This is a genomic window from Dellaglioa sp. L3N (assembly GCF_054941095.1).
Window position 1 is genome coordinate 739,841 of sequence record NZ_CM142928.1, and the last position, 25,767, is coordinate 765,607.

Genomic DNA, 25,767 nt, shown 5'->3' on the forward strand with positions numbered 1-25,767 from the left:
GATAGATATATGCAAAAATGGACAGATCATTTACCAGAAAAATTAGTGGAAATTGTGGCGGAAACGGATGCCCAAATTGAACCTAAATTAAAAGAAATTGATGAACAAGTTTTATTTAATCAGCAAAAAGTTTTAGAAGCATTTAAGAAGAACAATGTTTCTGAAACCTATTTTGCTGGATCAACAGGCTATGGTTATGATGATATTGGTCGCGATGGACTTGATCGTATTTATGCAGATGTTTTTAAAACAGAAGCAGCCATGGTGAGACCTCAAATTGTCTCTGGTACACATTCGATTTCAACGGCTCTCTTTGGTATGTTACGACCAGGGGACGATTTATTGTATATCACAGGAATGCCATATGATACGATTCAAGAAGTTATTGGTGTTTCCGGTACAGGTATCGGTTCGATGAAGGAATATGGTATTGGGTTTGATTATGTGCCATTGACGGACGATGATCACCTAGATGTTAATGGGTTACAAGAAAAATTAACGGATAAAGTCAAAGTTGTCGCTATTCAACGTTCTCGTGGATACGCAACTAGAGATAGTTTTGTTGTGTCTGAAATTGCTGAAATGATCAAAGAAGTTCGTAAAATATCAAAAGATGTCATTATTTTTATTGATAACTGTTATGGTGAATTTTCTGAAACCATTGAACCGACAGAAGTTGGCGCTGATATTATGTCTGGTTCTTTAATTAAGAATGCAGGTGGTGGCTTAGCTAAAACGGGTGGTTATATTGTTGGACGTGCTGATTTAATTGAAAAAGCAGGGTATCGTTTAACAACACCTGGGACTGGTAATGAAGAAGGGGCTACTTTAGATGTTATGAGAGATTTCATTCAAGGCTTCTTTTTATCGCCCCATGTGACTGGTGAAGCGATTAAAGGCGCTATTTACACAAGTGCTTTGCTTGAAAAAATGGGCTTAGATGTTTCGCCAAAATGGGATGCACCTAGAACAGATTTAATTCAGACTGTTAATTTTGGTAAACCGGAACCAATGGTTAAATTTGCACAAGCTATCCAACATGAATCACCGGTAGATGCTTATGTTGATCCTAAACCAAGTGCGATGTCTGGGTATGAAGACAAAGTGATTATGGCTGCGGGAACTTTTGTTGAAGGGGCGAGTGTCGAGTTGTCAGCTGATGGTCCATTGAGAGAACCTTATACCTTATACGTTCAAGGTGGATTAACATACGCTCATGTTAAATTGGCTGTTACATCGGCTGTTAATAAAACATTTTATTAAACCGTTAGTTATAAGTTATGTTATAAAATCTAACATTGTTCGTTGACAGTAATTTATTTCCTTGTTACTATAAGGTTGTAATTAAAAAGGAGGCTTGTTTATGAAAGAGAAGGAACTCAGAAGATCATTGTCAGTTCTACCAATTGGAACGGTAATGAAATTAACGGACTTAACGGCTCGTCAAATTCGTTACTACGAGGAGCAGGAATTAATTATGCCCCAAAGAAATGATGGTAACCGTCGAATGTACTCACTGAATGATATTGATAAGTTATTTGAAATTAAAGATTATTTAGATGAAGGCGTGAATATGGTTGGCATTAAAGAAATCTATTTTGAAAAGGAAGTACAAGCTAAAAAGCAACGTGATCTGTTAAAGCAACCTTTAACAGACAACGACGTTAGACGTATTTTTCAGAATGAATTTCTTTCAGTTAGTGGACTCAAAAATCCAGATGACCCTTCTTTTAACACAAACAAGCCTCTATAAATTATAAATACTGAGGAGAGATAAAATGGCAAAAGCTGCATACACTAAAGATGACATTGTTTCAATGGCAAAAAAAGAGAACGTTAAATTTTTAAGACTTATGTTTACAGATTTATTCGGGATTATTAAGAACGTGGAAGTTCCGATTAGCCAACTAGACAAATTATTAGAAAACAAATTAATGTTCGATGGTTCTTCAATCGATGGATTCGTTCGAATCGAAGAAAGTGATATGTACTTATACCCAGATTTATCAACTTGGATGATTTTCCCATGGGAACATGAACATGGCAAGATTGCGCGTGTCATTTGTGAAGTTTATAACGCTGACCGCACACCCTTCCAAGGTGATCCAAGAAATAACCTTATCCGTGTGTTAAAAGAAATGAATGATTTAGGATTTACTGAATTTAACATTGGACCTGAACCAGAATTTTTCTTATTTAAATTGGATCCTGTAACAGGTAAACCAACCACACAATTAAATGATAAAGGGAGCTATTTTGATTTAGCACCAGTTGATTTAGGTGAAAACTGTCGTCGAGATATCGTGTTAGAACTTGAAAACATGGGCTTTGATGTTGAAGCTTCTCATCATGAAGTAGCACCTGGTCAACATGAAATTGATTTTAAATACGCAGATGCTTTACAGGCCTGCGATAACATCCAAACATTCAAATTAGTCGTTAAGACAGTTGCTAGAAAGCATGGCCTTCACGCAACATTTATGCCAAAACCATTGAATGGTATTAATGGTTCAGGGATGCATATCAATATGTCATTATTCCATAAAGACGGGAATGCTTTCTTTGATGAAAAAGACAAGATGCAATTGTCTGAATCAGCTTATCAATTCCTTGGTGGTTTATTACAACATGCACGTGGTTATACAGCAGTTACTAATCCAACAGTTAACTCATATAAACGTTTGGTTCCTGGATTTGAAGCACCCGTTTATGTTGCTTGGTCTGGACGTAACCGTTCACCATTAGTTCGTGTTCCAATTGCTCGTGGGTTATCAACACGATTAGAATTAAGAAGTGTCGATGCAACGGCTAACCCTTATCTTGTAATTGCTGCTATTTTAGAAGCAGGACTTGATGGTCTTAGAAATAAAGTTGTACCACCTGCATCTGTTGATAGAAATATTTACGTGATGAATCGTCAAGAACGTCAAGACAATCAAATTGGTGATTTACCATCAACATTGCACAATGCGATTAAAGCATTGGAAAAAGATGATGTTATGGAAAAGGCAATGGGACCTCATCTATACCCAAGTTTTATTGAAGCCAAACAATTAGAATGGTCTGCTTATCGTCAGGAAGTTTCTGAATGGGAAAGAGATCAATATTTAGAACTTTATTAAAAAAATGTAATAAAGGTTTGAAATGATTAAGTAAATGATTGATAATAAAACTAGAGCAATTAAAATTGTTTTAGTTTTTTTTGATTATGCAAAGTTTAATGATAATACATATAAGAAAGTAACAATTAAATATGAAATAAAGGGGTAAGACATGATAAAAGACAACCAATTTAGCTTATCAGATCATGGTGAAGCAACGAATAATATTGAACGCGCACTTTCTAAAAAAGTTGAATACTTGAATCAACTAAGAGAGGCAATCAAACAGCAAGATGATCGCTTGGTTTATCAATTGATTAATCAGTCACGTTACGCACGACTTTTATTAAAGAAAAGAAGTGTTTCAGAAATGGCTGTTCAAGAAGAATTGGTCATTAAAGATTATCCACAAATTCAACAATATTTAAGTTTGAAACTTATTTCATATTTACGTGATACGTATCCATTTTTCTATTTTGAAGAAATGGAAGTTGGTAAATTTAAAATTCATTTTGGTAATTGGTGGGACAGAAAAGAATTTGGTTATTTAGATGTTTTAAATGTTGAATTTAAATTTGATGAAGAGGAACTAGCAAAATTAGCCAAATCGTTTGAATTAGAGACAACCAATAAGCGAGTTAATACAGATAAAATTAACCAAATTTCGGTTCAAAATAAAGAACGCCAAAAATTAGTTGATACCCAAGATGAACGCGATGCTGAGAAAGATAAAATTCGTGAAGAAATGAAACGTAATTCTCAAGAAAAAGGGCGTCCTTGGGATGCTGGACGTATTCGAGAGGAACGTCGCGTTTTAAAAGAGCGATTAACAGAATTAACTGAGATGGATGAAAAGGCTAGCAGTGCTTATCAAGATATTAAATTAAGTGAAACTGATGTTTTAAGTTTAGCCAAGGAAGATACATTAATTGGTTATGAAAAACAAAGTGTGATTAGTGTGTTCGGTGACTTTGAAAAATTCACTCAATATAATGATGCTTTATATTACAATTATTTATCTCACTTGATTACTCAAAAAGGACAGGTGACTGAATAATGGTTGAAGCAGAAAAAAAATTAGTTTCTACAAAATCTCGTTTAGTAGATTTTAATGAACAAATTAAATTAAGTTTAAATAATGGTATTAAATTTACTGAAACTTTAGATATTTTAATGAACACACAAGATAAGGTTGAATTAATCAATGCCGCCATGAGTTTAATGGGGTATCAACTTGATACTGATTATTTAACATTCCCACAAAAATATAGTGCTGCCGATTATTGTTTACTTTTCTTTAATCGCTTGATGGACTTACATGATAACGAAATCGCTATTCTACATTTTTCAGAACCTAGAAAAGCATTAATTCATGAAATTCCAGGGATTAATTCAGTTGATAGTTTTTCATTTAAAATTGATGATAATGATGGTGCTTATTATGTTGCGCAAGAATCTGGCGAATCGTTATTCTATTTAAATTTACGAAAAAGAATGATTCGTATCAATAGTACAGCTATTACAAATGTTTTAATTGTTAGTTATTTGGAAAAATTAGATACCAAATCAATTAAACATCTTGAAATGATGCTAATTGATTTCGCAACTTATTTAAAAGAAGATTATGGATTCAGTGTGGATCTTAATCTTTTGGATTCTGGAAATCCAGCAAGATATGAGTTAACTGAAGATGTACTCAAACGAGATGTTATTGATGAATTATTTGTGCTTGCGTCAGAAAATGAGTTAATGGTTGAAGCAGGTGCAAATAATAGTGCTGTTCTAAAATTAGCTAATTCTGAAATGACTATTTATGATCAACAACAAATGGGTGAAAATGATAACGAAAAATGGGTTATTTCAGTTATGGATACAGCTCAAGAAATTTCATGGTTTGATATTTTATTAAATGAAACCTTTATCAGAAATTGGTACTTAAACAATATTAATGAACTAGGTATCAAATCAGACCCTTTAATTTTTAAATAATAAAATGAAATCTGTCCGTTAGTTATTAGTGGGCAGATTTTTTGGAGGATAATTTAGTGAATTTAACAGATATGATTCAGATGGAACGCAAATTTGATCGAGATGTTATTCAGGATAAAAAAATCAGATGGAGTCCTGAAGAAAGACTATTTAACGCTTATGTAAGTTTAGATGTTGAATTATCAGAGCTAGCTAATACAGTTGAATGGTTCAAGGTTTGGAAAGATAATCGAGGGCAGAAAACTGAAGCAGGTAAAACACATGAAGAGACAGTACTTTCGGAATACGTTGATGCAATGAGTTTTTTCTTTAATATTGCTAATCAAAATAAGTGGACTTATTTATTATTGGTCAGTGATGAAGAAATGACTGGATTTTCTAAAAAGCCCATGACAATGTCTTTGAATAAGGTCTTTTTATCACTAAAATTAATGATTTCAAAAAGTTTATTTAGTCATAAATTAGATGATTTCAAGCATGCTTGGCATCTTTTTATTAAATTTGGATTGGTTGATTTAAAGTTATCTTGGGACGATATTGAAGAAGAATTTATTAAAAAGAATCAAGAAAATATTGAAAGACAAGAAAACAATTATTAATGATTTTAATTTTTATTATAAAAGATATAAAAAGAAGCTTAAATACCCAATTTGAAGACTTCCAGAAAAGTTAGATAATAATTTAACTATTTGGAATCTATCAGTTGTTAGGTAGTAAGCTTCTTTTTTTTGCGATCTATTATTATGGTGCTATAATGAAAATTTTTTGGGATAATGTGATTGAAATGAGTGAACAGATAATAGCTACTAATAGTAGAGACCAGAGTGCTGAAAAATCAGAAATCAACGTTATACCAAGTACAACATCTAAAATAATGGTTAAACTACTAATGATTAACTGAACTTTAATATGATTTGTGAAGAAAAATAGTAATATTAGTTGTATTAAACAAAGAATACATAATACAACTAATAATAAGACTAGGGGAATTGACCCTACTGCGCCCCAAATGTTAAAACCAAATAAAAATGCAATATCAAGCAAGGCTAAAGCTGTAATCCATTTGAAGGGTAAATATAAATATTTAGGTAGTATCATGAAATGTTCTCCTTAATTAGTTGGTGTCTCTTATTTGTATGAGTTGTGTCGTAAGACATAAAATAATAATCTTGATTTAATTATACCTTATTTTAATATAAATGAAGTAACGATATTTATTAAAATTAACCATATGAATTAAATAATGGTTATTATAATCATATAATTTGATTATATTTGTGGATATGATATGGTTAGAGTGTACTAAATAATAGATAGGAGGGAAAAATGATGAAAATACTTAATAATATTCTGCTTGGATTATTGATTGTTGGTGGCTTGAACTGGTTATTAGTAGGCATCTTTGGATTTGATCTTGTTGCTTTTCTATTCGGAGGTGCCGCGTCTGTTATTTCTAGAGTTGTCTATACTCTTGTAGGTATCAGTGCTTTGTATTCAGTTAGTTTTTTTAACAAGATTAATAATTAAAATTAGATATAACACATATAAGGAGGAAACATTATGACAAAAGAAGATAGATTAGATGCGAAAAAAGATCAAATTAAAGGTAAAGTAACAGAAACTAAAGGTAAAGTAACACATGATAAGCAAGAAGAAGTTAAAGGTAAAACGGAAGATTTATTTGGGAAAGCTAAAGAAAAATTAGAAGATGTTAAAGATGATGTTGCTGAAAAAATAGATAAGGTTATGGATAAAAGTAAAAAGAAATAACAATTAGTTGTTACGAAAAGTGTATTGCTTATTGAAAGCAGTACACTTTTTTTGTAAATTAGTTAGAGAAATTAGATAGATAATCACTTTTAAATTCAAGAAAGTACAAAAACTATTTTTGTTCAAGAACTTATAGAATGAAAAGTATGGATGATGAGCTTATAATTATGGTGGATTAAATGTAATTATTTACATAGGAAATTGTAATTTGTGTTAAATACTATAACAAATGGTTGTATATCGTATGTATAAGATTTTAAGGAACGATGATATAATTATTTGTAAGCGTTACCAAACACTGGCTAAGCAAATCTAAAATAAAGATTGGAGTAAAAAATGTTAGAAAGTAAAGATATATATTTAGATTTTGATGATAATGGTTCAATAAAAAAATTGATGTTTAAAAATGATCCATTCAAGATGAACTGGGTTATTGACGAAGATTATTTAAAAGATGCCAAGTATGAGGAGTCAAATAAATTATTTGGTCAATTTAGTATTATGGTAGATAAAATACAATTTGAGAGTAGTCAATATAAACCTAAAATTGTACAAACAGGGCAAAAAATAGCCATTATTTATAGTTTTAAGGATGTAATTGAGGTTAAAATCACGTATGACTTATCTCTCAAGGATAAATTGAAATGGACAATAAAATTAATAAATCTTACAAATGAAAAATTAGAAGTAAATGATTTTGGTATATGGCTATCATTAGCATATGTAATGTTTAGAGATAAAAATGTGCTAAAAAACATTCATAATTCAGCTGCTGTTTACCCATCTATCGCAACTAATTTCACTAAAATTAATGCTGTTCGTAGAGATAATGTAGGTGGTAATTTAGGGATTTTTCAAATTAAAGGCAAGACGTTATCTGTTGGAACATATTGCGCTTACAAAAATTTGTTTTTTGAAAACGTTTCTCCATCATTAGATGGAATGTTATTTCATAAGTTAATTTTAGCTGGTGGATATAATCAAGATTATGAGAATAATGATTGGATTTATGATAAAAGTTCATTAAAATTACAACCATACGAAAACCAAGACTGGGAGTATTTATTGCAAGGTAACCAATCTCAATCAGACTTTTATAAAATAGCGCAAGACAATGGTCATCCAAGAATTAATTATCAGCCACTTAATATTATTGGGAAACAAAGTCATCTATCAGTTCAATCGGGTAGGCGAGAACTTACTAAGGTTCTTGTTGAATCTGGGATAAAAGGATCACTAAAATATTATCTACATGATATAAAAGAAAAAAATAATGATGAGATTCAATTAGAATTCATTCCTAAGGTATTGGGTGAACATAAAATTTCATTTTTATTTAAGGATGGTACAGTTGACTTTATTGTTTTAAACGTCATGAATTCTTTAGATAAAGTAATAGATGAAAGAGTATCTTATATTTCAGAAAAATTATATTTAGGATCAGATGGAGCTGTACCGTATGCTTTCAGTCCCATATCAAATCAAGGAGAATCGTTAGGAAAATTAAATTTAATTCTTAAAAAAAATCTTATGGGGACGTTGGACGTTGAACAAGTTCGAAAAGTTGAAGCAAGTGCTGTTTATTACGTTCGCAATAAATGGTTTAAAGATGGCAATTTGTTGATGCCTAATAATTTATATGGTGATTTTTATCGTTGTATGGACTTTGAATATATTGGTCATCTATTCTTTTTACTTTCCGAATTTAATAATGGAGTATTGGCTTTGAATAACGCTAATGACTATTTAGAATGGGCCACAAAGGTATTTACGTTACGTGTTGATCCTGATTTACACTCAACAGAACGAGGAAAGGAAGAAGCTCAAATGTTGGGAGTTTACTTTCTGTATATCCAAGAGTTATTAAAAAAATTAAAAAATAAAGGAATGGTCGATAGTTATAATAAAATTAATAATCTTTGGGGAAAAGTGACTAATCGAGTGAATAACGAAAGTCCGAACTATAAGGCCGCAATAACGGAGCACTTTTATGATAATGCTGGGTTCGGACCTACTGCTGGGGCGTTGAGTGAAGCAAGACTTGATGATGGGGCTAATCGATATGGTGAATTATTATTAGCGAATATAGGATACTCGAATGATTTTAGAGCACAAAATCCTGATCGTTGGTGGGAAGCACTGACCTATATGATTCATTCGTTATGGGGAGGTGTCACAGCGGCATCAACATTTAAAGTATTTCAAGAGTTGCATGAAATAAATTATCTTAACGCTAGTTATCGGGCAACAGCAGCTGTTATGTATTGTTATGATACGCATTCAACAACAACGGCTAAATTAGAAAAAGGAATGGCAGCGTCAACGTATGCAGTTGCTGGTCCACATATTAATCGACCCGATTTATCAAGAGCACGTTTTGGACAGTCGACATTTTATACAGATGGTGGCATTTTTGCACGATTATTTGATAATGCAGAACAAACACCTGATTGGGATATGGGGGAAGAACTTGTTGCATATTTAGATGGAATTGGTCAAAAAACGTATTTAATACAAGATGGCGATGATTTGAAAGTAATTAATGGAACATATGAAATTGATGAAAAAAAGTTAAAATTAGTTAGTTTTGCACCATATAAAAAAGAATTTTGGCTAATAAATTCTAATGGGGAAACATTATTAGAAGAATTAACAGAAGAAGAGAGTATTACACTTTTATTAAAAGATTTATAGATAATATAAATGTGTCAGGAGAAGAATTATGGAAAATCAAATAATTTCTATCTCAATACCACCGTTTCCAAGTTTTATTGAAGGTAATTTTACACTATTTAAACCTGGGCAAGAGCATCCTCATCGTAAAAATATTCGCTTTTTTGATTTAATTTTTGTTAAAAAAGGAACGCTCTATTTACAAGAAAATAATGAAAATTATACTATTAATGAAAATGAAATGTTTATTTTATTACCAGATAAAGAGCATTCTTCATGGAAACCATGTGAAGAAAAAACAGAATTTTTCTGGATTCATATTTATACCACAGCTAGATGGTCACAAAGTAATTATCCAGTTAGATTCATTTCAGAACTACCTATACCTGAGTTACATTTCCATCAAAAATCATATACTTTACAATTACCAAAGCTTGGTAAAATTAGGGAACCAGATTTAATATTTGAATTACTTGAAGAAATTCAAAAAAGTACAAAAAATGAACGTATTGATAGTATTTGGTATACTGAGGAATTATTTTTACGATTTTTAAAATATGTGGAGGATAAAGGAATTTATAAAGATCATGCAACAATATTAGCTGAAAGAATTCATTTATATTTGGAAGAAAATTTTCAAAAGCATGTTGATAACGCAGAACTTGCTAAATCATTTCATTTACATCCAAATTATATTTCTAGAACTATGTCTAATATTTATGGTAAGACGGCAATGGAAATATTAGAAGAAATACGTATAGATACAGCTAAACAATATATGATCCATACTAATTTTCAGTTAAAAAAAATATCACAGTTGGTTGGATTTAAAACATATATTTCATTTACTAGTCGCTTTAAAAAAATAACGGGTATTGCACCAAAGTCGTATAGGGATAAGCATGTATAGTTGTTGTTTATTAAATAAAAATTGGGAGAGTAATAATGAAAAATAATGAAAAATTAAGTTTAACAAATATATTAGCATATGCAAGTACTGATACTGCTGGCAATTTATTATATTGTACATTAACAAGTTTTATATTGTACTTTTATACTGACGTATTTGGTATTTCAGTGGGAGTGGCAGGATCCATTTTACTAATTGCCAGAATTATTGATTCATTTGATGCGCCAATTTGGGGATTAATTATTGACCACACACATTCTAAGTATGGTCAAAGTAGGCCTTGGTTTTTATGGTTAGCAGTTCCATTTGGATTATTTTTAACATTGTCATTTATAACGCCTGATTTATCAACGTCGTTAAAGGCAATATATGCTTTAGTAACTTATTTAATTACAGGTATTATTTATACGGGGATATCGACACCTATTACGTCAATTTTACCTAATTTAAGTAATGATTCAGATGAACGTGTTAAGTTGAATTCATATCGGATGATAGGAGGGAATGTCGGTTATTTTGTAACAGCATCATTTACACTTCCCTTAGTGGCATTTTTTGGTAGTGGAAACGATAAAAAAGGATTTGCGGTTACTACTCTAATATATTCAATAATCGGAATAGTAATGTTCTTATTTGCTTTTGCTAAAACAAAAGAAGTAACACCTAATAATAAAGAAATTAAAAGCATTCCCATTCGGGACAGTATCCGCTCAATTAAAGGTAACTGGCCATGGGTAATTATTGTTCTAGCTAATATTATGTATTGGCTTGGAAATACAGTTCGAACTTCTACCGTTATATATTATGCGCAATACAACTTAGGACATATTGGGTACGCATCTATTTTAAATGGTCTTGTTTTAGTTCAAATAGTCGGAATTATTTTTATCCCATTCTTAGTTAAGAAAATTTCGAAAGCTCAAACACTTATTTTAGGATTTATAATTGCAGCTATTGGTCAGATATTAATGGGAGTTGTTGGTAATAATTTTACATTAATTATTGCATCATGGATTCTTACATCATTGGGAACTGGTATTGCTGTGTCTATGCCATTTGCTATGCTATCTGATACTGTTGATTATGGGGAATGGAAAACGGGTATACGTTCGGCCGGATTTTTGACTGCCATTGGAAGTGCATTTTGTATTAAAATGGGATCTGGATTAGGAGGATTTATCCCATCTATGATTATGGAAAAGGCTGGTTATGTGGCTAAACATCAACAAACATCAGCCGCATTAGCTTCTATTAAAATATCATTTGTGTGGGTACCAGCAGTTTGTTTTATTATTGGTGCATTAATAATGTTGGCTTATATTAAATATGAAAAAAATGAAGATCAAGTAAAATTAGATTTAGCAACTAGAGGTGATAATTAAGTTTAATAAATAGGTTGAACTTCAAAATCTCTTAATATTGGACTAGTAAATACTCTTCAAAGAAAACAAGTTTTTATTTTTTAACTTGTTTTCTTTGAAGGGTATTTTTAATTAATGCGAAATTTTGAAGACGTATGAGTTGATATTTAATGGATAGTTGGATCTGGAATTTCAGGATCAACTAATTGGTTGTTCAAGTAGGTTCGACTATTAGCATTCCTAAATTCTGAGGGAGTAACACCAATTATTTGTTTAAAAACTTTAAAAAAATATTTTTCATTATAAAAGCCTAAATTAAATGCAATACCCTTGATAGTTATGTCCGTAGTTAATAACATTTCGATAGATTGTTCAATTTTAATTTTATTGATAAAGTGAATGGTTGTACAATTTAAATGTTTGTGAAACATTCTGTTTAATGTTGGTGTTGTTATGCTAAATTCGTCAGAGACTTGCTTAACTGAAAGACTTGTATGGCTATGGGTTCTTATCCAATTTTTAATAGTTTCAAAACGTGAGTTGTCTTTTATTTGATTATTATATACAGCAGAATGTATAAATTGACTTGAAAGTTCTAATGCCAAACTGGATATAAAAAAATCATTTGATAGTAATGATGCATCTGGATCATTGGCAGAATCTAACATTTGACGAAATAATAATATAATTTTACTAAATTTAAAAAGTGGAAATTTTTGACCGATTATTGGCTCTTTTCCAACGATAATGTCATTTGATTCAGTAAATAGCCCATTTGGATAAAAATGAGCCCAAAAAAATTCTGTATTTTCAGGTGATGATTTGTAGCCAAAATGGCGAATTTTAGGAGGTATGATTAAGCATTCTTGCTCATGTAATTCAAATTTTTCATTTGCAATTTGAATGTACACTGAACCGCTAATAACAACAAAAAACTCAAAATCGTTGATATTGGTAATATCTTTGTGTTGCCAATTTTTATCTGTTTGATACTGACCAGCTTTATAAAATGAAAAAGGAATATCTAAGTTGAATTTGTATACTTTTTTAATCATATGGTTACCTCCATGTTTATTATGTGTACTCATTACATTAATATAGTCGTTTTAACAACATTTGTAAACGGTTACAATGAACTTGTACAAATATAAAAGTATTATGTCGTTGAAACTATTTAGTCAATAAACGTAAGGAGATTATTATGATATATGAAAAAGATAGATGCTTATATTTAAGAAACGGGAAAGAAATTTTAGAAATACGACCATGGGGAGTTAATAGTTTTAGAGTTCGAGCAACAAAGTACCCTAATTTTAGTGGAAATAAAAATGCATTGACTGAAAAATTGGAAGAATCATCAGTAGATGTTTTAACAGCGAATGGTCATGGGCAGATAACAAATGGACAACTGATAGCTAAAATTGATGAATTTAATAATTTATGTTTTTATAATCAAAAAGGAGAGGTATTGCTAAAAGGGTATCAGCGTAATCGTGTTGATACGATGAAACCTGGAGTTGATACAAGTAAGACGAGTCACTTTAACAGTGCATTGAATATTGATTCTCGTGAATTTAAATCTAATGTCGGTGGTGATTATGAGATTCGTATGCGATTTGAAACTAGAAATGATGAAAAAATATTTGGTATGGGCCAGTATCAACAAGATTTTCTTGATTTAAAAAATGCAAAACTTGAATTAGCACATCGAAATTCGCAAGCTAGTGTACCCTTCATGCTATCAAATATTGGATATGGATTTTTATGGAATAATCCATCAATTGGGGATGTAAGCTTTGCAAAAAATATAACAGAGTGGCATGCAATATCATCAAAAGAGGTTGATTTTTGGATTACAGCAGGGGATAATCCTGCTCAAATTGAGGAACAATATGCAGATGTTACAGGCAAGGTGCCTATGATGCCAGATTATGGGCTAGGTTATTGGCAATGCAAATTACGATATCGCACTCAGGAAGAAGTTTTGAATGCTGCACATGAATTTAAAAAAAGAAATTTACCCATTGATGTTATTGTAATTGATTACTTTCATTGGACTAAATCCGGTGAATATAAATTTGATGAAACATACTGGCCTGATGTTAAGCAAATGACTAAAGAATTACATGAAATGGGTATCAAAGTAATGGTATCTGTTTGGCCAACGGTTGATGAAACTAGCAGTCATTATAAAGAAATGGATGAACATGGATATTTAGTTCAAGTAGAACGTGGAGTGCCAATAACTATGAATTTTCTTGGAAACAACGGATTTGTAGATTTTACAAACCCAGAAGCTCGTGAATACGTATGGGATTTACTAAAAAAGAATTATCTTGATAAAGGGATTGATCTTTTTTGGCTGGATGAAGCTGAACCTGAATATAGTGTATATGATTTTGATAATTATCGTTATTATGAGGGAAGTAATTTACAAGTAGGAAATATATATCCTGTTAAATATAGCCAAATGGTTTATGAGGGTATGAAAAAAGTTGGTAAATCTAATGAGATAGTTAATCTTGTCAGAAGTGCTTGGGCAGGAAGTCAAAAATACGGTGCTTTAGTTTGGTCTGGAGATATTGATTCAAGTTTTCAATCTTTACGCAATCAAGTGGCTATTGGATTAAATATGGGTATTGCTGGGATTCCTTGGTGGACTACGGATATTGGAGGATTTCACGGTGGTGTTAATGATGATTCAAAATTTCAAGAATTGGTTACAAGATGGTTTCAATTTGCAACTTTCTGTCCAGTCATGAGAATGCATGGTGATCGAGAACCACATACTTTACCGTTAAGTAGTGTGGGTGGTGGGAAAATGCCTTCTGGTGGAGCAACAGAGCCATGGTCGTACGGGAATGATGCACTAGTTGTAATGACAAAATATATGAAATTACGTGAAAATTTAAAGGGTTACATTAAAGAAACAATGAGTTTGGCTCATGAAAAAGGAACACCAGTAATTCGACCAATTTTTTATGATTTTAATAAAGATGAGCGGGCGTGGAATATTGAGGATGAATATATGTTCGGAAATGACATTTTAGTTATCCCAATTTTATTTTCTTCAAATGATAGACAAAACCGCCAAATATATTTTCCAGAGGGAGCCAACTGGGTTGATAGTAAGACAGGGTTACTTTCAAAAGGTGGTACAGAACTGGAAATTTATACTGAGATGGAAACGATTCCTGTCTATATCCGTGAAAATAAATATGATGCATTAAAAGAAGCTTTTGAAGTTATTAAATAAAGGAGACTATAACTGATGAACACTAAAAAAAAAGAAGTTACTGCTAACTCTCTTCCGTTTCATAGAAAAGTGACATATGGATTTACTGATATGGCAGGGAACATTTTATTTTCTATTATTGGTTCATACATGCTGTATTTTTTTACTAATGTATATGGATTATCTATTACAGTAGCTGGAATGATATTACTTTTAGGAAGATTTGTAGATGCATTTGGAGCGCCTTTTATAGGTATTCTAGTTGATCATACGCATAGCAAGTTTGGCAAAAGTCGTCCATGGTTTTTATGGATGGCGCTTCCTTATTCAGTAGTAGTATGGTTATTATTTACAACGCCAGATTTAAGTGGTACTAGTAAAATTGTTTATGCAGGAGTGATGTATCTTTTAGCTGATTTTGTTTATATAACGTTATCAACGCCTATTACAGCAGTTTTACCTAATATCACTTCGGATTCTAATGAACGAATGTCAGCGAATTCAATAAGACTTGTATTAGGCAATGTTGGAAATTGGTTAGCAGTAACATTCGTTATCCCTTTGGCAGTATTATTTGGGAATGGTAATGATAAAAAAGGGTGGTCATTGGCAGTTGGAATGTATGCAGTAATTGCCTTTATTCTTTTAATAATTGCATTTTTTGACATGCGTGAAAAAAATATTTATCAAGAAAAAGTTATTTCAATTAAAGACAGTTTTAAATCGGCAAAAGGAAATTGGCCATGGGTTATCATTGTTTTAGCAAATGTTATTTTCTGGACATCTTACGCAACTAGGAATGCAGCATTACCATATTATTTTCAATATAATATGGGAGACCAGCATTTGACTTCAATATTTAATGGATTTTCTATCATTCAGGTTATTGGTATGGCATCGGTTCCATTTATTGCTCGATATTTGCATAAGTGGGGAACTACCGTACTTATGTTAGGAACCACTATCGTAGGACATTTGATGATAGGAATGGCAGGTGCAAATGTTAATTTTGCCTTGGTTGGTTGGTGCGTTGTATGTATTGGATCAGGTAGTGCATTAACAATGTTTTTTGCAATGATTGGGGACACTGTTGACTTTGGTGAATGGAAAACTGGTATTCGAGCTAATGGATTTTTAACAGCAATTGGGGCATCTTTCTGTATTCAAATGGGGCAAGGAATTGGACCTTTTATTACCTCTATGATAATGAATATATTTGGATTTGACGCTGCAAATAAAATCCAAACTAAAGATAGTATACAAGGTATTGCTTTTTCATTTATTTGGGCTCCAATCATTATTTGTTCTATTAGCTTAATCATTATGTTATTTTATCGTAAATGGGAAAATAACGAGCATGTTATTAAAGCTGATTTAGAAAAGCGACACCAGATATAGTTAATTATTCATGAAGTAAATAGCATAATTTATGGTTAATACAGTACTTGGATAGTTTTAAGAATATATAGACGGAACTATATAAGCTTTAATGAGTTTCTTCTTTTGAATTGAGGATATATATTTTGTTAGTTAAAATCTTGTTGTATAAAGGATAGAATAGTGGACTAGAAATTTTTAAATAGCAGTGCTCAAAGTAATAATTTTATCATGGATAGAATTATTACTTTGAGTTTTTTTGTATTTATTGATTTTTTAATGCATATATAGTCAAAAATGTTAAATAAAAAATAAACATTATTTAACGAAGACAATGGGAATAAAATTAATGGGTGATAACAATGAAGACTGGTTTTTAGATTTATTAGAAGAAAGTAAAAAGTTTTGTTATAAACTCAGGATTATTAAAAAAATAGTAGTTGAATATGGAGTGTCATATCCAACAGTGAGAAATAGATTAGATTATTACATCTATTCATACCACTCAAAAAGATTATGGACTATTATTTTTTAGAATAGGTGTGATATTTGTACTGATACAATGCTATATATTATTAAATACATCTAATTAATAGACTTATTGCAGGTATCTTATTGGAGATTTATGGTTAGCAATGATTGTAGTAATGATGTGAATGATTCAGGCGGGGAATGTGGGAAGTAAGTATTTATTAAAAAGAAAAAATAAGAAATAAGAAATGTTAAAAATTAAATCTATGGATAAGCATGAACAAAATTTTTGGAAAAGTAATTCTGAAGTCTTTAAAATAAGTCCGAGTTATTGACAGTTAAGTAGGAAAACTAGTATTCTTAAATTTAAACATAACTATAAATAATGTGGTTAATCCATAAATAGAAAGATTCAAAAATTAGGGAACATTAAATAACAATTTTGAGGGTAAAAATAAAATGGTAACAATTCGTGACGTGGCCACTGCAGCCGATGTAGCAGTATCAACAGCTTCAAGAGCGTTAAATAATAATCCACGTATCAGTCAAAAAAGTCGTGATCGAATTCAAGCACTGGCACACGATATGGGATATCGTGTTAATTCTAATGCAAAAAATCTCAGTCTTGGTGAATCCAATGTCGTTGGAGTTATTTTCCCTGTGACTAAAGTGGGTAATCAAGAAAATGCGTTTCATATTGACATGATGCGAGGGGTGAATAAAGAATTAGCCCCTAGAAAATATGTGATGTCTGTTGCAATGGGACAAACAGATGAAGACTTGTTAACGAATGTTCAGGCGATGGTTCTTGAGGCGCAGGTACGTCGGTTTATTTTACTGTATTCAAAAACAGATGACGTAGTTACACAATTTTTGGCAACTCAAAAAGGTGTGAAGTATGTAGTTATTGGCGAGTCAGCAGATTCTGAGACTAAATTTTACGTCAATAATGACAATATTTTAGCAGGTTTTGATGCGACTAAATTTTTAGTAGAAAAATATAGCACTAAAAATATATTATATGTTAAATCAGCTAAAAATTGGAATTTTGAAATTCAACGAGAGCAAGGATTTACGCAGGCAACTAACCATTTAAAAATAAAACATAATAGTATTAACTTAGGGTTACGACACGGGAATGACGATAGTGGCGCGTTAATTGCGTATATTAAAGCCCATTCTGATTTAGATGGTGTTGTAGCTGCTGATGATATGATAGGATTTACTTTTTTAAATTTTTGGAAACAAACGTTTAAAAAAGAAATACCAGTAATTGTTTTTAATAATAATCAATTATTTAGTCGAATGGGCAACAATGATTTTCATTGTGTAGATTTATATCCGAATAAATTAGGACAGGAAGCTGCGAAACTGGTATTTTCAAAGGATATGCAAGGTTCTGTTATTGTTTCACACAAGGTTATTTGATAAGTATGATTAAGATGATAAAAAGATTGAAAAGCGAAAGAAATTTCGCTTTTTTTATTTAATTCGTGCAACCGTTTGCATTTTAGTGCAAACGGTTGCATAATAGAAATTGTTGAAGACGTTCAACGTTATTATCAAATATAGATAAGGAGAAATTATAATGGATAATACAAAGAAAACAGCAGTAAAAGCTGCTAAATTGCCAACCTTACCGATCAGTACAATTTGGATGATGAGTTTTGGATTTTTAGGTGTTCAAATGGCATTTGCACTTCAAAGTTCAAATATGGGACGAATTTTTCAAACATTAGGTGCGGATCCAACTAAATTAGGATTTTTCTTCATATTACCACCTTTGGCCGGAATTGTTGTACAACCCATTGTTGGTTATTACTCAGATCGAACATGGATGCCTAAGCTTGGACGTCGGATACCTTATCTTTTGGTAGGTGCAATTGTTGCCGTTATTGTTATGTGTTTATTACCCAATTCAGGTAGTTTCGGTTTCGGGGCTGGCTCAATGACAGCCTTGATGTTTGGAGCCATTACAATTATGTTTATGGATGTGTCTTCAAACGTGGCAATGCAACCTTTTAAAATGATGGTTGGGGATATGGTTAACGAAGATCAAAAAGGTTTTGCTTATTCAATTCAAAGTTTTTTATCTAATACTGGTGCAGTATTAGCAAGTATTTTTCCATTTATTTTAACAGCTATTGGTGTTTCAAATGTGGCTCCAAATGGGGTTATTCCACAATCAGTTGTTGTTTCATTTTATGTTGGAGCAATTATTTTAATTATCTGTTCATTGTTCACCGTGTTTAAGGTTAAAGAATACACGCCAGAACAATACGCGATATATCATGGTATTACTGAAGAAGCCAATACTGAAAAAGTAGGCATGTTTACACTTCTAAAAAAAGCACCAAAAGTATTCTGGACAATTACATTAGTACAATTCTTCTGTTGGATTGGATTCCAATACCTTTGGACATATGGAACTGGTGCCGTTGCAGTCAACGTTTGGCATACAACTAATGCTGCATCATCTGGATTTCAATCTGCTGGTAACTGGTTTGGTATTTTATCAGCTGTTCAATCAATCGCAGCCGTTGTCTGGTCACTTGTTTTATCTAAAATTCATAATGACAAGCACAAATTAGCTTATAGTTTAAGCTTATTCCTTGGAGCTATTGGATTTGGCTCAATCTTCTTTATTCATAGTCAAATGGCATTACTTGTTTCATTTACATTAATCGGTATTGCATGGGCTGGAATGATGGCCTTTCCATTCATTATGTTAACAAATGCACTTTCAGGTAGTCATATGGGCACTTATCTTGGATTGTTTAATGGGTCAATTTGTTTACCACAAATCGTAGCATCTATTGCTAGTTTTGCTTTATTCCCATTGCTTGGTTCAAGTATGCCTAAAATGCTAATGATTTCAGCAATTATGCTGTTACTTGGTGCTGTATCAGTAATGGTTATTAAAGAAACTTCTGCGGAAACTGAAGAAGCAGAAAAAGAAGCAGCAGAAGAAAATAAATAGGTATAAAATTAAAAATAAAGAGGCGTTTAATATGGCTGAACTAAAATGGTGGCAAAATAGTATTGCATATCAAGTTTATCCGCGTTCATTTCAAGATACGAATAATGACGGGATTGGTGATATTGGTGGTATTATTCAAAAGCTTGATTATTTAAAATCCCTAGGAATTAGTATTTTATGGATATCACCCATTTATAAATCACCAATGGTTGATATGGGTTATGATATTGCTGATTATCAAGCCATCGATCCACAATTTGGTACGATGGCTGATTTTGATAAATTATTAGCAGAATGTGATAAACGTGGTATTAAAATTGTGATGGATTTAGTTATCAATCATACATCGGATCAACATGATTGGTTTAAAAAAGCATTAGCAGATAAAAATAGCAAATATCGTAATTATTATATATTTAAAACGACAACTGATGGAAAAGTCCCTAATAATTGGCGATCAATTTTTGGTGGTTCAACTTGGACGGAAGTCCCTGATGAGCCTGGGACGTATTATTTTCATACATTTGCTAAGCAACAACCCGATTTAAATTGGGAGAATCCAGTATTACGTCGTGAGATTTACGATATGATTAACTGGTGGTTAGATAAAGGTGTGGCAGGGTATCGTTGTGATGCAATTACTCACTTGAAAAAAGATCTTGATTGGGCAAGTTTAGAGCCAGATGGTAAAGATGGCCTAGTCGCTGTTATTAAAAAAGGTCAAAATCGTCCAGGAATTGATGTATTTTTGGATGAACTTAAGCGTGAAACGTTTGATAAATATGATGCGGTTACGATTGGCGAGGCGTATGGTGTTCCTGCTAAAGATTTACCTAAATATATTGGTGAAAACGGGTACTTCTCAATGATATTTGATTTTTCATATTTAAATATTGAAGTTAAAAATGTTGATGAGTGGTATCAAGGACGCTCAAATTGGACTATTTCTGATTTGAAAAAAATTATTTTTGATAGTCAAAAATCAATTACAAATGCACATGGGATTAGTGCTAATGTGTTGGAAAATCATGATCAACCTAGAACAATTTCTAAATTAATTGTTAACAAAGAAGATCAAACACCAACAGCTGCAAAAGCTTTAGCAACGATGTACTATTTCTTACCTGGGGTTCCGTTTATCTATCAAGGTCAAGAAATTGGTATGAAGAATATGCACCGTGATTCTATTGATGAATTTAAAGATGTGTCAACTGTTAATAATTATCAGATGGCATTAAAAGAGGGGTATTCTGAAACCGAAGCTATGGAACTGGTTAACGAGAAATCTCGTGATAACGCACGGACACCCATGCAATGGAATTCTGATGAATATGCAGGCTTTTCAAATACAGAACCATGGGTGGAAATGGGTAATGATCGTAAGGGTATCAATGTCGCTGACGAAGAAAATGATGAAGAATCAGTATTATCATACTATCGTAAGCTTGCAACTTTACGTAATGATCCTAAATTTCATGAAACGATTATCTCTGGTGAATTACAGCAAATAATGGGAATACCTGATGATGTTATTGGGTATAAACGTGTGATGGCTGGTCAGGAACTTATTATTTTAGTTAATTTATCAAATGATAAGCAAAAAATTGAGTTATTGAATCCAGCATTAATACTATGTTCAAATATTGCTGTTGATGTTAAAATTAGTCAAGGAATGTACAACTTGCAACCTTATCAAGCAATCATTATCAATAACAAATAGGCGATAATTTAAAGTGTACCATAAGTGTTAGACATAAAATCTAATGAATATGGCGCACTTTTTGTGTTCAAATGGGTACTTAAAAACGGTCTAATTCCTAAGAGAATAAGGGATTAGACCGTTTCATTTATTTTAGTTTACTAGTGCCGTCGTTGTAATTAAGGGTGACACCAGCTTCTACATTAAAAATATAAGTATTAAATTTAATAGTAGAGCTGCCGATGGATTGTGCTTCCATTTGCACACCTCGAGCAAGAAGCTCATTTCCTTTAAAGATAGGCGTCACACGATATCTAATATAGTTATTAGGATGTTCTTTAAGATAAGTCGCTATATCCATTTCATGAGCGAGCATTTCTGGTGCATTAAGTTCCCGAGTACCAGTAATTAAATTCTTGGGATTGTTATTTTGGCCACTTAGCTGATAACCAATTAAATGACTACGATTATATAACCAACCACTACTAATTCGTTTATTGTTCCAACCAGTAGGGTCCCAAGTCAAGCCCGTACGTTTTGCAGTCGGCATTAATGACTTATTTAACATTACGTTGGCGACACCAGCACGATTTAGGTGATCTAAATGACTATATGATTCCCATGTTCCTTTACTAGTAGATAAGGTATTTTTACTGAAATTAGGCTTGTTGTTATTAACTTGGATTTCATTTGTGCCATTATATTTTAAAGATGAAAGGGTTGGGGTTTTAGATTTCTTATGTATTATTTTGGTGGCGGGTATTTTCTTTTTTGATTTTTCATCATACTTAGCTAACTTAGCTTTTAAATCTTTAATTTCTTGGTTAAGGTTATCTAATTTTTCTTGTTCTTTATCAGTTTTTTTATTAATTTTTTGAGCTTGTTTTTTATCAGTATAATCGTATGTAATATGATCTCCTGTTTTTGCTAAAGCAACGGGAGTATGACTGATGCCTAGAAAAATGACTGATAAAATTAGGGTACTTGTTAATAAGTGTTTATTAATTTTCATTATCTTTTTGCCTTTCTGTATCCAGCATTTTGTGCGTCTTGCTCACTATGGAATGTTATCGCATTGGCTGAATTCATATGATAGCCAGCTTGGCCTGGAACATGGTAAATTTTAGAATTAATGTTACCAATAATAGTTTCTCCACCAGTAGTAACCTTGTTGGCATCAGTGTGAGTAGGAGTGGCTGATTTTTGTTGTGGTCTCGTTTGTTGTTTATGGGATACTGAATTTGTAGTACGGGTTCTAGGGACTGCAGCTTTTACTTTTTGAGAACTTTCAGTTTTAGACGCAGCTACAACTTTTTGCTTATTAATTTTTTGAATACTTTCAGATTGGGCTTTTTCATTTGCTAATTTTTTCTTGCTTTCAGATTCAGATTTAACTTTAGCTTCACTTTCTTTTTTCTTACTTTCAGTTTTGGCTTCAGATTCTTTTTTATCTAATTTAACAGTTAGTAATTTAGCTTCAGATTTTTTTGAAGAAACTTCTGTCTTAATCGATTCATATTTAGATTCTGCTTTTTTCTTATCGGCAGTCCCAACTTTTTTAACGATTGTACGAGCAGTGGCCTTAGATTGAGTAGAATCAGAGCCACTGGTTATGCCTATTGCCACAAATGAAATTATAAATATAATGACAGCGTACCAAACACGGTTCTTGATTTTAGTATATGTATCAATATCTTTCTTTTTTGTTAGAAATCTTTTAATAACGTAATAGATGATAAAACCAAATGAAATTAAAAATAATAGTGTTAGAAATGTGGTCATGTTAACCCCTCCAGAGTTTTTTTAGTTCAAAGTGAACGGCAAGAATTATATCATAAATGTGAAAAAAATGCTTTTCAAAAAATTATAAATAATCTAATTGTAGGCTTAATTACCAGAATATTGGCTGATTTGATGCTGACTGTAAAAGATGTGATAGAAAAGAAAAAATAATAAATTATGCCATAATAGTTAAGCACAAAAAAAGCGCAAAATGTTTTTACCATCTTATGTTTTTTAGTCCTTTTTCAGACAAATAAAAAAACAGGAATGCCCGTTTAAAGGCATTCCTGTTTTTTAAAATCGTTCTTATATGACTATCCATGACTCGGGTGAGATTCGAACTCACGACCGTCCGCTTAGAAGGCGGATGCTCTATCCAGCTGAGCTACCGAGTCATAACAACAAATATTATATGATAAAATGTTAGTACTTGTCAATCAAATTTGGGAAAACTCTTTAAATTATATTAAATATGAATGAATATTTTGTTAAAATGTACTATACTGTTAAAATGTACTATACTAATGAAATAATATACATAAATAAAGATAAAGTCTATTAAATATAATAAAGAGGTTAGAAATGGTTGATTCTAGTGACCCAAGGGTAAAGAGAACGAGGCAAAATTTAAAAAAATCATTAGTTGTGCTCATGCAACATTATAAAGTTGAAAATATTAGTGTTCAAAAAATTACCCAAGAAGCAAATGTGACTCGAGGAACATTTTATTTACATTATCATGATAAACAAGATTTTATTGATCGGGCAATGGATGAAATTTTAGATGATTTTTTTGACAATATTATGATTTTAGCAAAACAAACGCCAGATAAAAAATATGTTTATTCAAATCCAGTAGAAGTTTGTTGTTTAGATAGAGTATTTAATTATTTACAAGATGAATCAATGATGTTTGGTGTTCTTTTTAATAGTCAAGAAGATGTTGCATTCTCTGATAAAGTTTACGATCGACTGGTTGTTTACTTGAATAATTTTAGAGAACGTTTAGCAGGCGATTTTGAAGCGTCTAAGATACCTAATGAACTACAAGTATCGTATGTTGTATCGGCACATTTAGGTTTTATTAAACGGTGGTTACAGGATGGCATGATTTATACACCACATTATGTTGCTAGGGTTTTAAAAGAAATTACTGGTGTCGATACAACGCATGGTATTAATTTGACACATTTTTTTGTTGAAAATGATGGATAACGTTGACTTAAGAAGTTACATTTGATATTATAATAACGTTGTATTTGTGAACACCACAACTGCAACCGCACGTTTTAAGTTTTTAAGCGTCGGATTAGCTTAATCTGACCACTAAATTACGGCGAGTCTAAGTAATCTATAAGGAGGTGTAATACACATGTACGCAATTATTAAAACAGGTGGCAAACAACTTAAAGTTGAAGCCGGAGAAGCTATTTACATTGAAAAATTATCAGCAGAAGCTGGTGAAAAAGTTACATTTGATGAAATTGTTTTAGTTGGTGGCGAAAAAACCGTTATTGGTGCTCCTTTTGTTAAAGGTGCTACTGTAACTGGGACTGTTGAAAAACAAGGCCGCGAAAAGAAAGTTGTTACTTTCAAATACAAAGCTAAAAAACATTCTCATACAAAACAAGGTCATCGTCAACCATATACTAAGGTTGTTATCGATGCTATCAACGCATAAATTTGAAAGTAGGTTACTAGTATGATACGTGCAGTTATTTCTCGGAGAGATGCCAAAATCATCGATGCGTTTGAAATAACAGGGCATGCTGATTCTGGTGAATATGGTCAAGATATTGTGTGTGCTGCGGTTTCGGTGTTAACTATTAATACGATTAACAGCTTAACTGAGCTCGCTAAAATGAATCCTGAGGTTTTAATGGATGAAGAAAATGGTGGTTTAATGAAAGTTAAATTATTAGAATCTGAAATAGTTAATTCTACAGGACAATTATTTTTAGAAAGTTTAGTCTTAGGACTACAGTCAATTGAGCAAAACTATCAAGATTACATTAAATTAACACTTAAATAATAAACTATAACAAGGAGGTGCATTGATTATGTTAATGAATATGGATTTACAATTTTTCTCACATAAAAAAGGTGGGGGTTCTACTTCTAATGGTCGTGACTCTGTCGGTAGACGTTTAGGTTCTAAAAGAGCTGACGGACAAGAAGTAACAGGTGGTTCAATTCTTTATCGTCAACGTGGAACACGTATTTATCCTGGTGTTAACGTTGGTAAAGGTGGAGATGATACTTTGTTTGCTAAAGTCGATGGTATCGTTCGTTTTGAACGTAAAGGCCGCGATAAGAAACAAGTCTCTGTATACCCTGTAGCTGAATAGCAACATTTTAAAGGAAATCTCGTCATTTATGATAGAGACTTCCTTTTTTTGTACCTAAAAAGGAGAGTTCA

At 31.9% G+C, this 25,767-nt stretch carries 24 protein-coding genes, 1 tRNA gene and 1 other annotated feature; of the genes, 20 read left to right on the top strand and 5 right to left on the bottom strand.

Annotated features, from left to right (window positions below):
• The first annotated feature begins 9 nt into the window (after positions 1 to 9).
• The 6 genes from ACVPPR_RS03790 (at position 10) to ACVPPR_RS03815 (ending at position 5,689) form a co-directional block, all read left to right on the top strand.
• Positions 10 to 1,263 (top strand): methionine gamma-lyase family protein, encoded by a 1,254-nt coding sequence (locus tag ACVPPR_RS03790; protein ID WP_462297603.1) that lies wholly within the window; start codon positions 10 to 12, stop codon positions 1,261 to 1,263.
• Positions 1,264 to 1,363: 100 nt separating this feature from the next.
• Positions 1,364 to 1,753, top strand: a complete 390-nt coding sequence (locus tag ACVPPR_RS03795) for a MerR family transcriptional regulator (protein ID WP_462297602.1) — start codon at positions 1,364 to 1,366, stop codon at positions 1,751 to 1,753.
• Between the two features lie 25 nt (positions 1,754 to 1,778).
• The gene (gene glnA, locus ACVPPR_RS03800; RefSeq protein WP_462297600.1) at positions 1,779 to 3,122 is read left to right on the top strand and encodes a type I glutamate--ammonia ligase; all 1,344 of its coding nucleotides are present in this window, start codon (positions 1,779 to 1,781) and stop codon (positions 3,120 to 3,122) included.
• A gap of 151 nt (positions 3,123 to 3,273) precedes the next feature.
• Positions 3,274 to 4,158: an exonuclease SbcC gene (locus tag ACVPPR_RS03805; RefSeq protein WP_462297598.1), complete on the top strand. Its 885-nt coding sequence runs from the start codon at positions 3,274 to 3,276 to the stop codon at positions 4,156 to 4,158.
• Positions 4,158 to 5,090, top strand: coding sequence for a hypothetical protein (locus ACVPPR_RS03810; protein ID WP_462304683.1), 933 nt, complete (start codon positions 4,158 to 4,160; stop codon positions 5,088 to 5,090). The genes ACVPPR_RS03805 and ACVPPR_RS03810 overlap by 1 nt, the downstream gene beginning before the upstream one ends.
• 56 nt (positions 5,091 to 5,146) lie before the next feature.
• Positions 5,147 to 5,689, top strand: coding sequence for a dUTP diphosphatase (locus ACVPPR_RS03815; RefSeq protein WP_462297595.1), 543 nt, complete (start codon positions 5,147 to 5,149; stop codon positions 5,687 to 5,689).
• Between the two features lie 142 nt (positions 5,690 to 5,831).
• Here the strand turns inward: ACVPPR_RS03815 and ACVPPR_RS03820 are convergent, their stop codons facing one another.
• Positions 5,832 to 6,188: a hypothetical protein gene (locus tag ACVPPR_RS03820; RefSeq protein WP_462304684.1), complete on the bottom strand. Its 357-nt coding sequence runs from the start codon at positions 6,186 to 6,188 to the stop codon at positions 5,832 to 5,834.
• Positions 6,189 to 6,419: 231 nt separating this feature from the next.
• Between ACVPPR_RS03820 and ACVPPR_RS03825 the strand changes: the two genes are divergently transcribed.
• The 5 genes from ACVPPR_RS03825 (at position 6,420) to ACVPPR_RS03845 (ending at position 11,825) form a co-directional block, all read left to right on the top strand.
• Positions 6,420 to 6,617: a DUF378 domain-containing protein gene (locus ACVPPR_RS03825; RefSeq protein WP_462297750.1), complete on the top strand. Its 198-nt coding sequence runs from the start codon at positions 6,420 to 6,422 to the stop codon at positions 6,615 to 6,617.
• Positions 6,618 to 6,650: 33 nt separating this feature from the next.
• Positions 6,651 to 6,860: a CsbD family protein gene (locus ACVPPR_RS03830; RefSeq protein WP_462304685.1), complete on the top strand. Its 210-nt coding sequence runs from the start codon at positions 6,651 to 6,653 to the stop codon at positions 6,858 to 6,860.
• A 336-nt stretch (positions 6,861 to 7,196) separates the two neighbouring features.
• Entirely contained in the window at positions 7,197 to 9,554 is a 2,358-nt protein-coding gene (locus ACVPPR_RS03835) for a hypothetical protein (RefSeq protein ID WP_462304686.1), read from the top strand.
• 28 nt (positions 9,555 to 9,582) lie between these two features.
• Positions 9,583 to 10,443 (top strand): AraC family transcriptional regulator, encoded by an 861-nt coding sequence (locus tag ACVPPR_RS03840; protein ID WP_462304687.1) that lies wholly within the window; start codon positions 9,583 to 9,585, stop codon positions 10,441 to 10,443.
• A 35-nt stretch (positions 10,444 to 10,478) separates the two neighbouring features.
• Entirely contained in the window at positions 10,479 to 11,825 is a 1,347-nt protein-coding gene (locus ACVPPR_RS03845) for an MFS transporter (RefSeq protein WP_462304688.1), read from the top strand.
• A gap of 146 nt (positions 11,826 to 11,971) precedes the next feature.
• Here the strand turns inward: ACVPPR_RS03845 and ACVPPR_RS03850 are convergent, their stop codons facing one another.
• Positions 11,972 to 12,859: a helix-turn-helix domain-containing protein gene (locus tag ACVPPR_RS03850; RefSeq protein WP_462304689.1), complete on the bottom strand. Its 888-nt coding sequence runs from the start codon at positions 12,857 to 12,859 to the stop codon at positions 11,972 to 11,974.
• Positions 12,860 to 13,005: 146 nt separating this feature from the next.
• Here ACVPPR_RS03850 and ACVPPR_RS03855 point away from each other — a divergent pair, with 146 nt between their 5' ends.
• The 5 genes from ACVPPR_RS03855 to ACVPPR_RS03875 all read left to right on the top strand — a co-directional run bounded on the left by ACVPPR_RS03855 (position 13,006) and on the right by ACVPPR_RS03875 (position 21,587).
• Positions 13,006 to 15,060 (top strand): glycoside hydrolase family 31 protein, encoded by a 2,055-nt coding sequence (locus tag ACVPPR_RS03855; protein WP_462304690.1) that lies wholly within the window; start codon positions 13,006 to 13,008, stop codon positions 15,058 to 15,060.
• Positions 15,061 to 15,075: 15 nt separating this feature from the next.
• Positions 15,076 to 16,437, top strand: a complete 1,362-nt coding sequence (locus ACVPPR_RS03860; RefSeq protein WP_462304691.1) for an MFS transporter — start codon at positions 15,076 to 15,078, stop codon at positions 16,435 to 16,437.
• 909 nt (positions 16,438 to 17,346) lie between these two features.
• Complete coding sequence (locus ACVPPR_RS03865) at positions 17,347 to 18,315, top strand: LacI family DNA-binding transcriptional regulator (protein ID WP_462304692.1); 969 nt, start codon at positions 17,347 to 17,349, stop codon at positions 18,313 to 18,315.
• A gap of 160 nt (positions 18,316 to 18,475) precedes the next feature.
• On the top strand, positions 18,476 to 19,867 hold the full coding sequence (locus tag ACVPPR_RS03870; protein ID WP_462304693.1) for an SLC45 family MFS transporter: 1,392 nt from the start codon (positions 18,476 to 18,478) through the stop codon (positions 19,865 to 19,867).
• A 31-nt stretch (positions 19,868 to 19,898) separates the two neighbouring features.
• Complete coding sequence (locus ACVPPR_RS03875; protein ID WP_462304694.1) at positions 19,899 to 21,587, top strand: alpha-glucosidase; 1,689 nt, start codon at positions 19,899 to 19,901, stop codon at positions 21,585 to 21,587.
• Between the two features lie 127 nt (positions 21,588 to 21,714).
• Here ACVPPR_RS03875 and ACVPPR_RS03880 read toward each other — a convergent pair whose 3' ends face one another.
• The 3 genes from ACVPPR_RS03880 to ACVPPR_RS03890 all read right to left on the bottom strand — a co-directional run bounded on the left by ACVPPR_RS03880 (position 21,715) and on the right by ACVPPR_RS03890 (position 23,743).
• On the bottom strand, positions 21,715 to 22,578 hold the full coding sequence (locus ACVPPR_RS03880; RefSeq protein WP_462304695.1) for a DNA/RNA non-specific endonuclease: 864 nt from the start codon (positions 22,576 to 22,578) through the stop codon (positions 21,715 to 21,717).
• Positions 22,578 to 23,348, bottom strand: a complete 771-nt coding sequence (locus ACVPPR_RS03885; protein WP_462304696.1) for a sunset domain-containing protein — start codon at positions 23,346 to 23,348, stop codon at positions 22,578 to 22,580. Before ACVPPR_RS03885 ends, ACVPPR_RS03880 begins: the two co-directional genes overlap by 1 nt.
• 321 nt (positions 23,349 to 23,669) lie before the next feature.
• A tRNA-Arg gene (locus tag ACVPPR_RS03890) sits at positions 23,670 to 23,743 on the bottom strand.
• A gap of 187 nt (positions 23,744 to 23,930) precedes the next feature.
• Between ACVPPR_RS03890 and ACVPPR_RS03895 the strand changes: the two genes are divergently transcribed.
• From ACVPPR_RS03895 to rpmA, 4 genes are all read left to right on the top strand, one after another.
• Positions 23,931 to 24,563: a TetR/AcrR family transcriptional regulator gene (locus tag ACVPPR_RS03895; protein WP_462297572.1), complete on the top strand. Its 633-nt coding sequence runs from the start codon at positions 23,931 to 23,933 to the stop codon at positions 24,561 to 24,563.
• 53 nt (positions 24,564 to 24,616) lie between these two features.
• Positions 24,617 to 24,702 (top strand) — a sequence feature (ribosomal protein L21 leader region).
• An 18-nt stretch (positions 24,703 to 24,720) separates the two neighbouring features.
• The gene (rplU, locus tag ACVPPR_RS03900; protein WP_462297571.1) at positions 24,721 to 25,029 is read left to right on the top strand and encodes a 50S ribosomal protein L21; all 309 of its coding nucleotides are present in this window, start codon (positions 24,721 to 24,723) and stop codon (positions 25,027 to 25,029) included.
• Between the two features lie 21 nt (positions 25,030 to 25,050).
• A complete protein-coding gene (locus ACVPPR_RS03905; protein WP_462304697.1) occupies positions 25,051 to 25,380 on the top strand; it encodes a ribosomal-processing cysteine protease Prp in 330 nt (109 codons plus the stop codon).
• A 28-nt stretch (positions 25,381 to 25,408) separates the two neighbouring features.
• Positions 25,409 to 25,696 carry a 50S ribosomal protein L27 gene (gene rpmA / locus ACVPPR_RS03910; RefSeq protein WP_462297568.1) on the top strand — a complete coding sequence of 96 codons (288 nt, stop codon included), beginning with the start codon at positions 25,409 to 25,411 and terminating at the stop codon, positions 25,694 to 25,696.
• The last annotated feature ends 71 nt before the right edge of the window (positions 25,697 to 25,767 follow it).

What these genes read in the sequence shown, in the direction of transcription:
- ACVPPR_RS03820 (WP_462304684.1), bottom strand. Translation starts at nt 6,188, where the DNA reads ATGATACTACCTAAATATTTATATTTACCCTTCAAATGGATTACAGCT.
- ACVPPR_RS03840 (WP_462304687.1), top strand. Translation starts at nt 9,583, where the DNA reads ATGGAAAATCAAATAATTTCTATCTCAATACCACCGTTTCCAAGTTTT.
- ACVPPR_RS03830 (WP_462304685.1), top strand. Translation starts at nt 6,651, where the DNA reads ATGACAAAAGAAGATAGATTAGATGCGAAAAAAGATCAAATTAAAGGT.
- ACVPPR_RS03835 (WP_462304686.1), top strand. Translation starts at nt 7,197, where the DNA reads ATGTTAGAAAGTAAAGATATATATTTAGATTTTGATGATAATGGTTCA.
- ACVPPR_RS03790 (WP_462297603.1), top strand. Translation starts at nt 10, where the DNA reads ATGCAAAAATGGACAGATCATTTACCAGAAAAATTAGTGGAAATTGTG.
- ACVPPR_RS03870 (WP_462304693.1), top strand. Translation starts at nt 18,476, where the DNA reads ATGGATAATACAAAGAAAACAGCAGTAAAAGCTGCTAAATTGCCAACC.
- ACVPPR_RS03885 (WP_462304696.1), bottom strand. Translation starts at nt 23,348, where the DNA reads ATGACCACATTTCTAACACTATTATTTTTAATTTCATTTGGTTTTATC.
- ACVPPR_RS03880 (WP_462304695.1), bottom strand. Translation starts at nt 22,578, where the DNA reads ATGAAAATTAATAAACACTTATTAACAAGTACCCTAATTTTATCAGTC.
- glnA (WP_462297600.1), top strand. Translation starts at nt 1,779, where the DNA reads ATGGCAAAAGCTGCATACACTAAAGATGACATTGTTTCAATGGCAAAA.
- ACVPPR_RS03855 (WP_462304690.1), top strand. Translation starts at nt 13,006, where the DNA reads ATGATATATGAAAAAGATAGATGCTTATATTTAAGAAACGGGAAAGAA.
- ACVPPR_RS03850 (WP_462304689.1), bottom strand. Translation starts at nt 12,859, where the DNA reads ATGATTAAAAAAGTATACAAATTCAACTTAGATATTCCTTTTTCATTT.
- ACVPPR_RS03860 (WP_462304691.1), top strand. Translation starts at nt 15,076, where the DNA reads ATGAACACTAAAAAAAAAGAAGTTACTGCTAACTCTCTTCCGTTTCAT.
- ACVPPR_RS03845 (WP_462304688.1), top strand. Translation starts at nt 10,479, where the DNA reads ATGAAAAATAATGAAAAATTAAGTTTAACAAATATATTAGCATATGCA.
- ACVPPR_RS03810 (WP_462304683.1), top strand. Translation starts at nt 4,158, where the DNA reads ATGGTTGAAGCAGAAAAAAAATTAGTTTCTACAAAATCTCGTTTAGTA.
- ACVPPR_RS03895 (WP_462297572.1), top strand. Translation starts at nt 23,931, where the DNA reads ATGGTTGATTCTAGTGACCCAAGGGTAAAGAGAACGAGGCAAAATTTA.
- ACVPPR_RS03795 (WP_462297602.1), top strand. Translation starts at nt 1,364, where the DNA reads ATGAAAGAGAAGGAACTCAGAAGATCATTGTCAGTTCTACCAATTGGA.
- ACVPPR_RS03825 (WP_462297750.1), top strand. Translation starts at nt 6,420, where the DNA reads ATGAAAATACTTAATAATATTCTGCTTGGATTATTGATTGTTGGTGGC.
- rplU (WP_462297571.1), top strand. Translation starts at nt 24,721, where the DNA reads ATGTACGCAATTATTAAAACAGGTGGCAAACAACTTAAAGTTGAAGCC.
- ACVPPR_RS03805 (WP_462297598.1), top strand. Translation starts at nt 3,274, where the DNA reads ATGATAAAAGACAACCAATTTAGCTTATCAGATCATGGTGAAGCAACG.
- ACVPPR_RS03865 (WP_462304692.1), top strand. Translation starts at nt 17,347, where the DNA reads ATGGTAACAATTCGTGACGTGGCCACTGCAGCCGATGTAGCAGTATCA.
- rpmA (WP_462297568.1), top strand. Translation starts at nt 25,409, where the DNA reads ATGTTAATGAATATGGATTTACAATTTTTCTCACATAAAAAAGGTGGG.
- ACVPPR_RS03875 (WP_462304694.1), top strand. Translation starts at nt 19,899, where the DNA reads ATGGCTGAACTAAAATGGTGGCAAAATAGTATTGCATATCAAGTTTAT.
- ACVPPR_RS03905 (WP_462304697.1), top strand. Translation starts at nt 25,051, where the DNA reads ATGATACGTGCAGTTATTTCTCGGAGAGATGCCAAAATCATCGATGCG.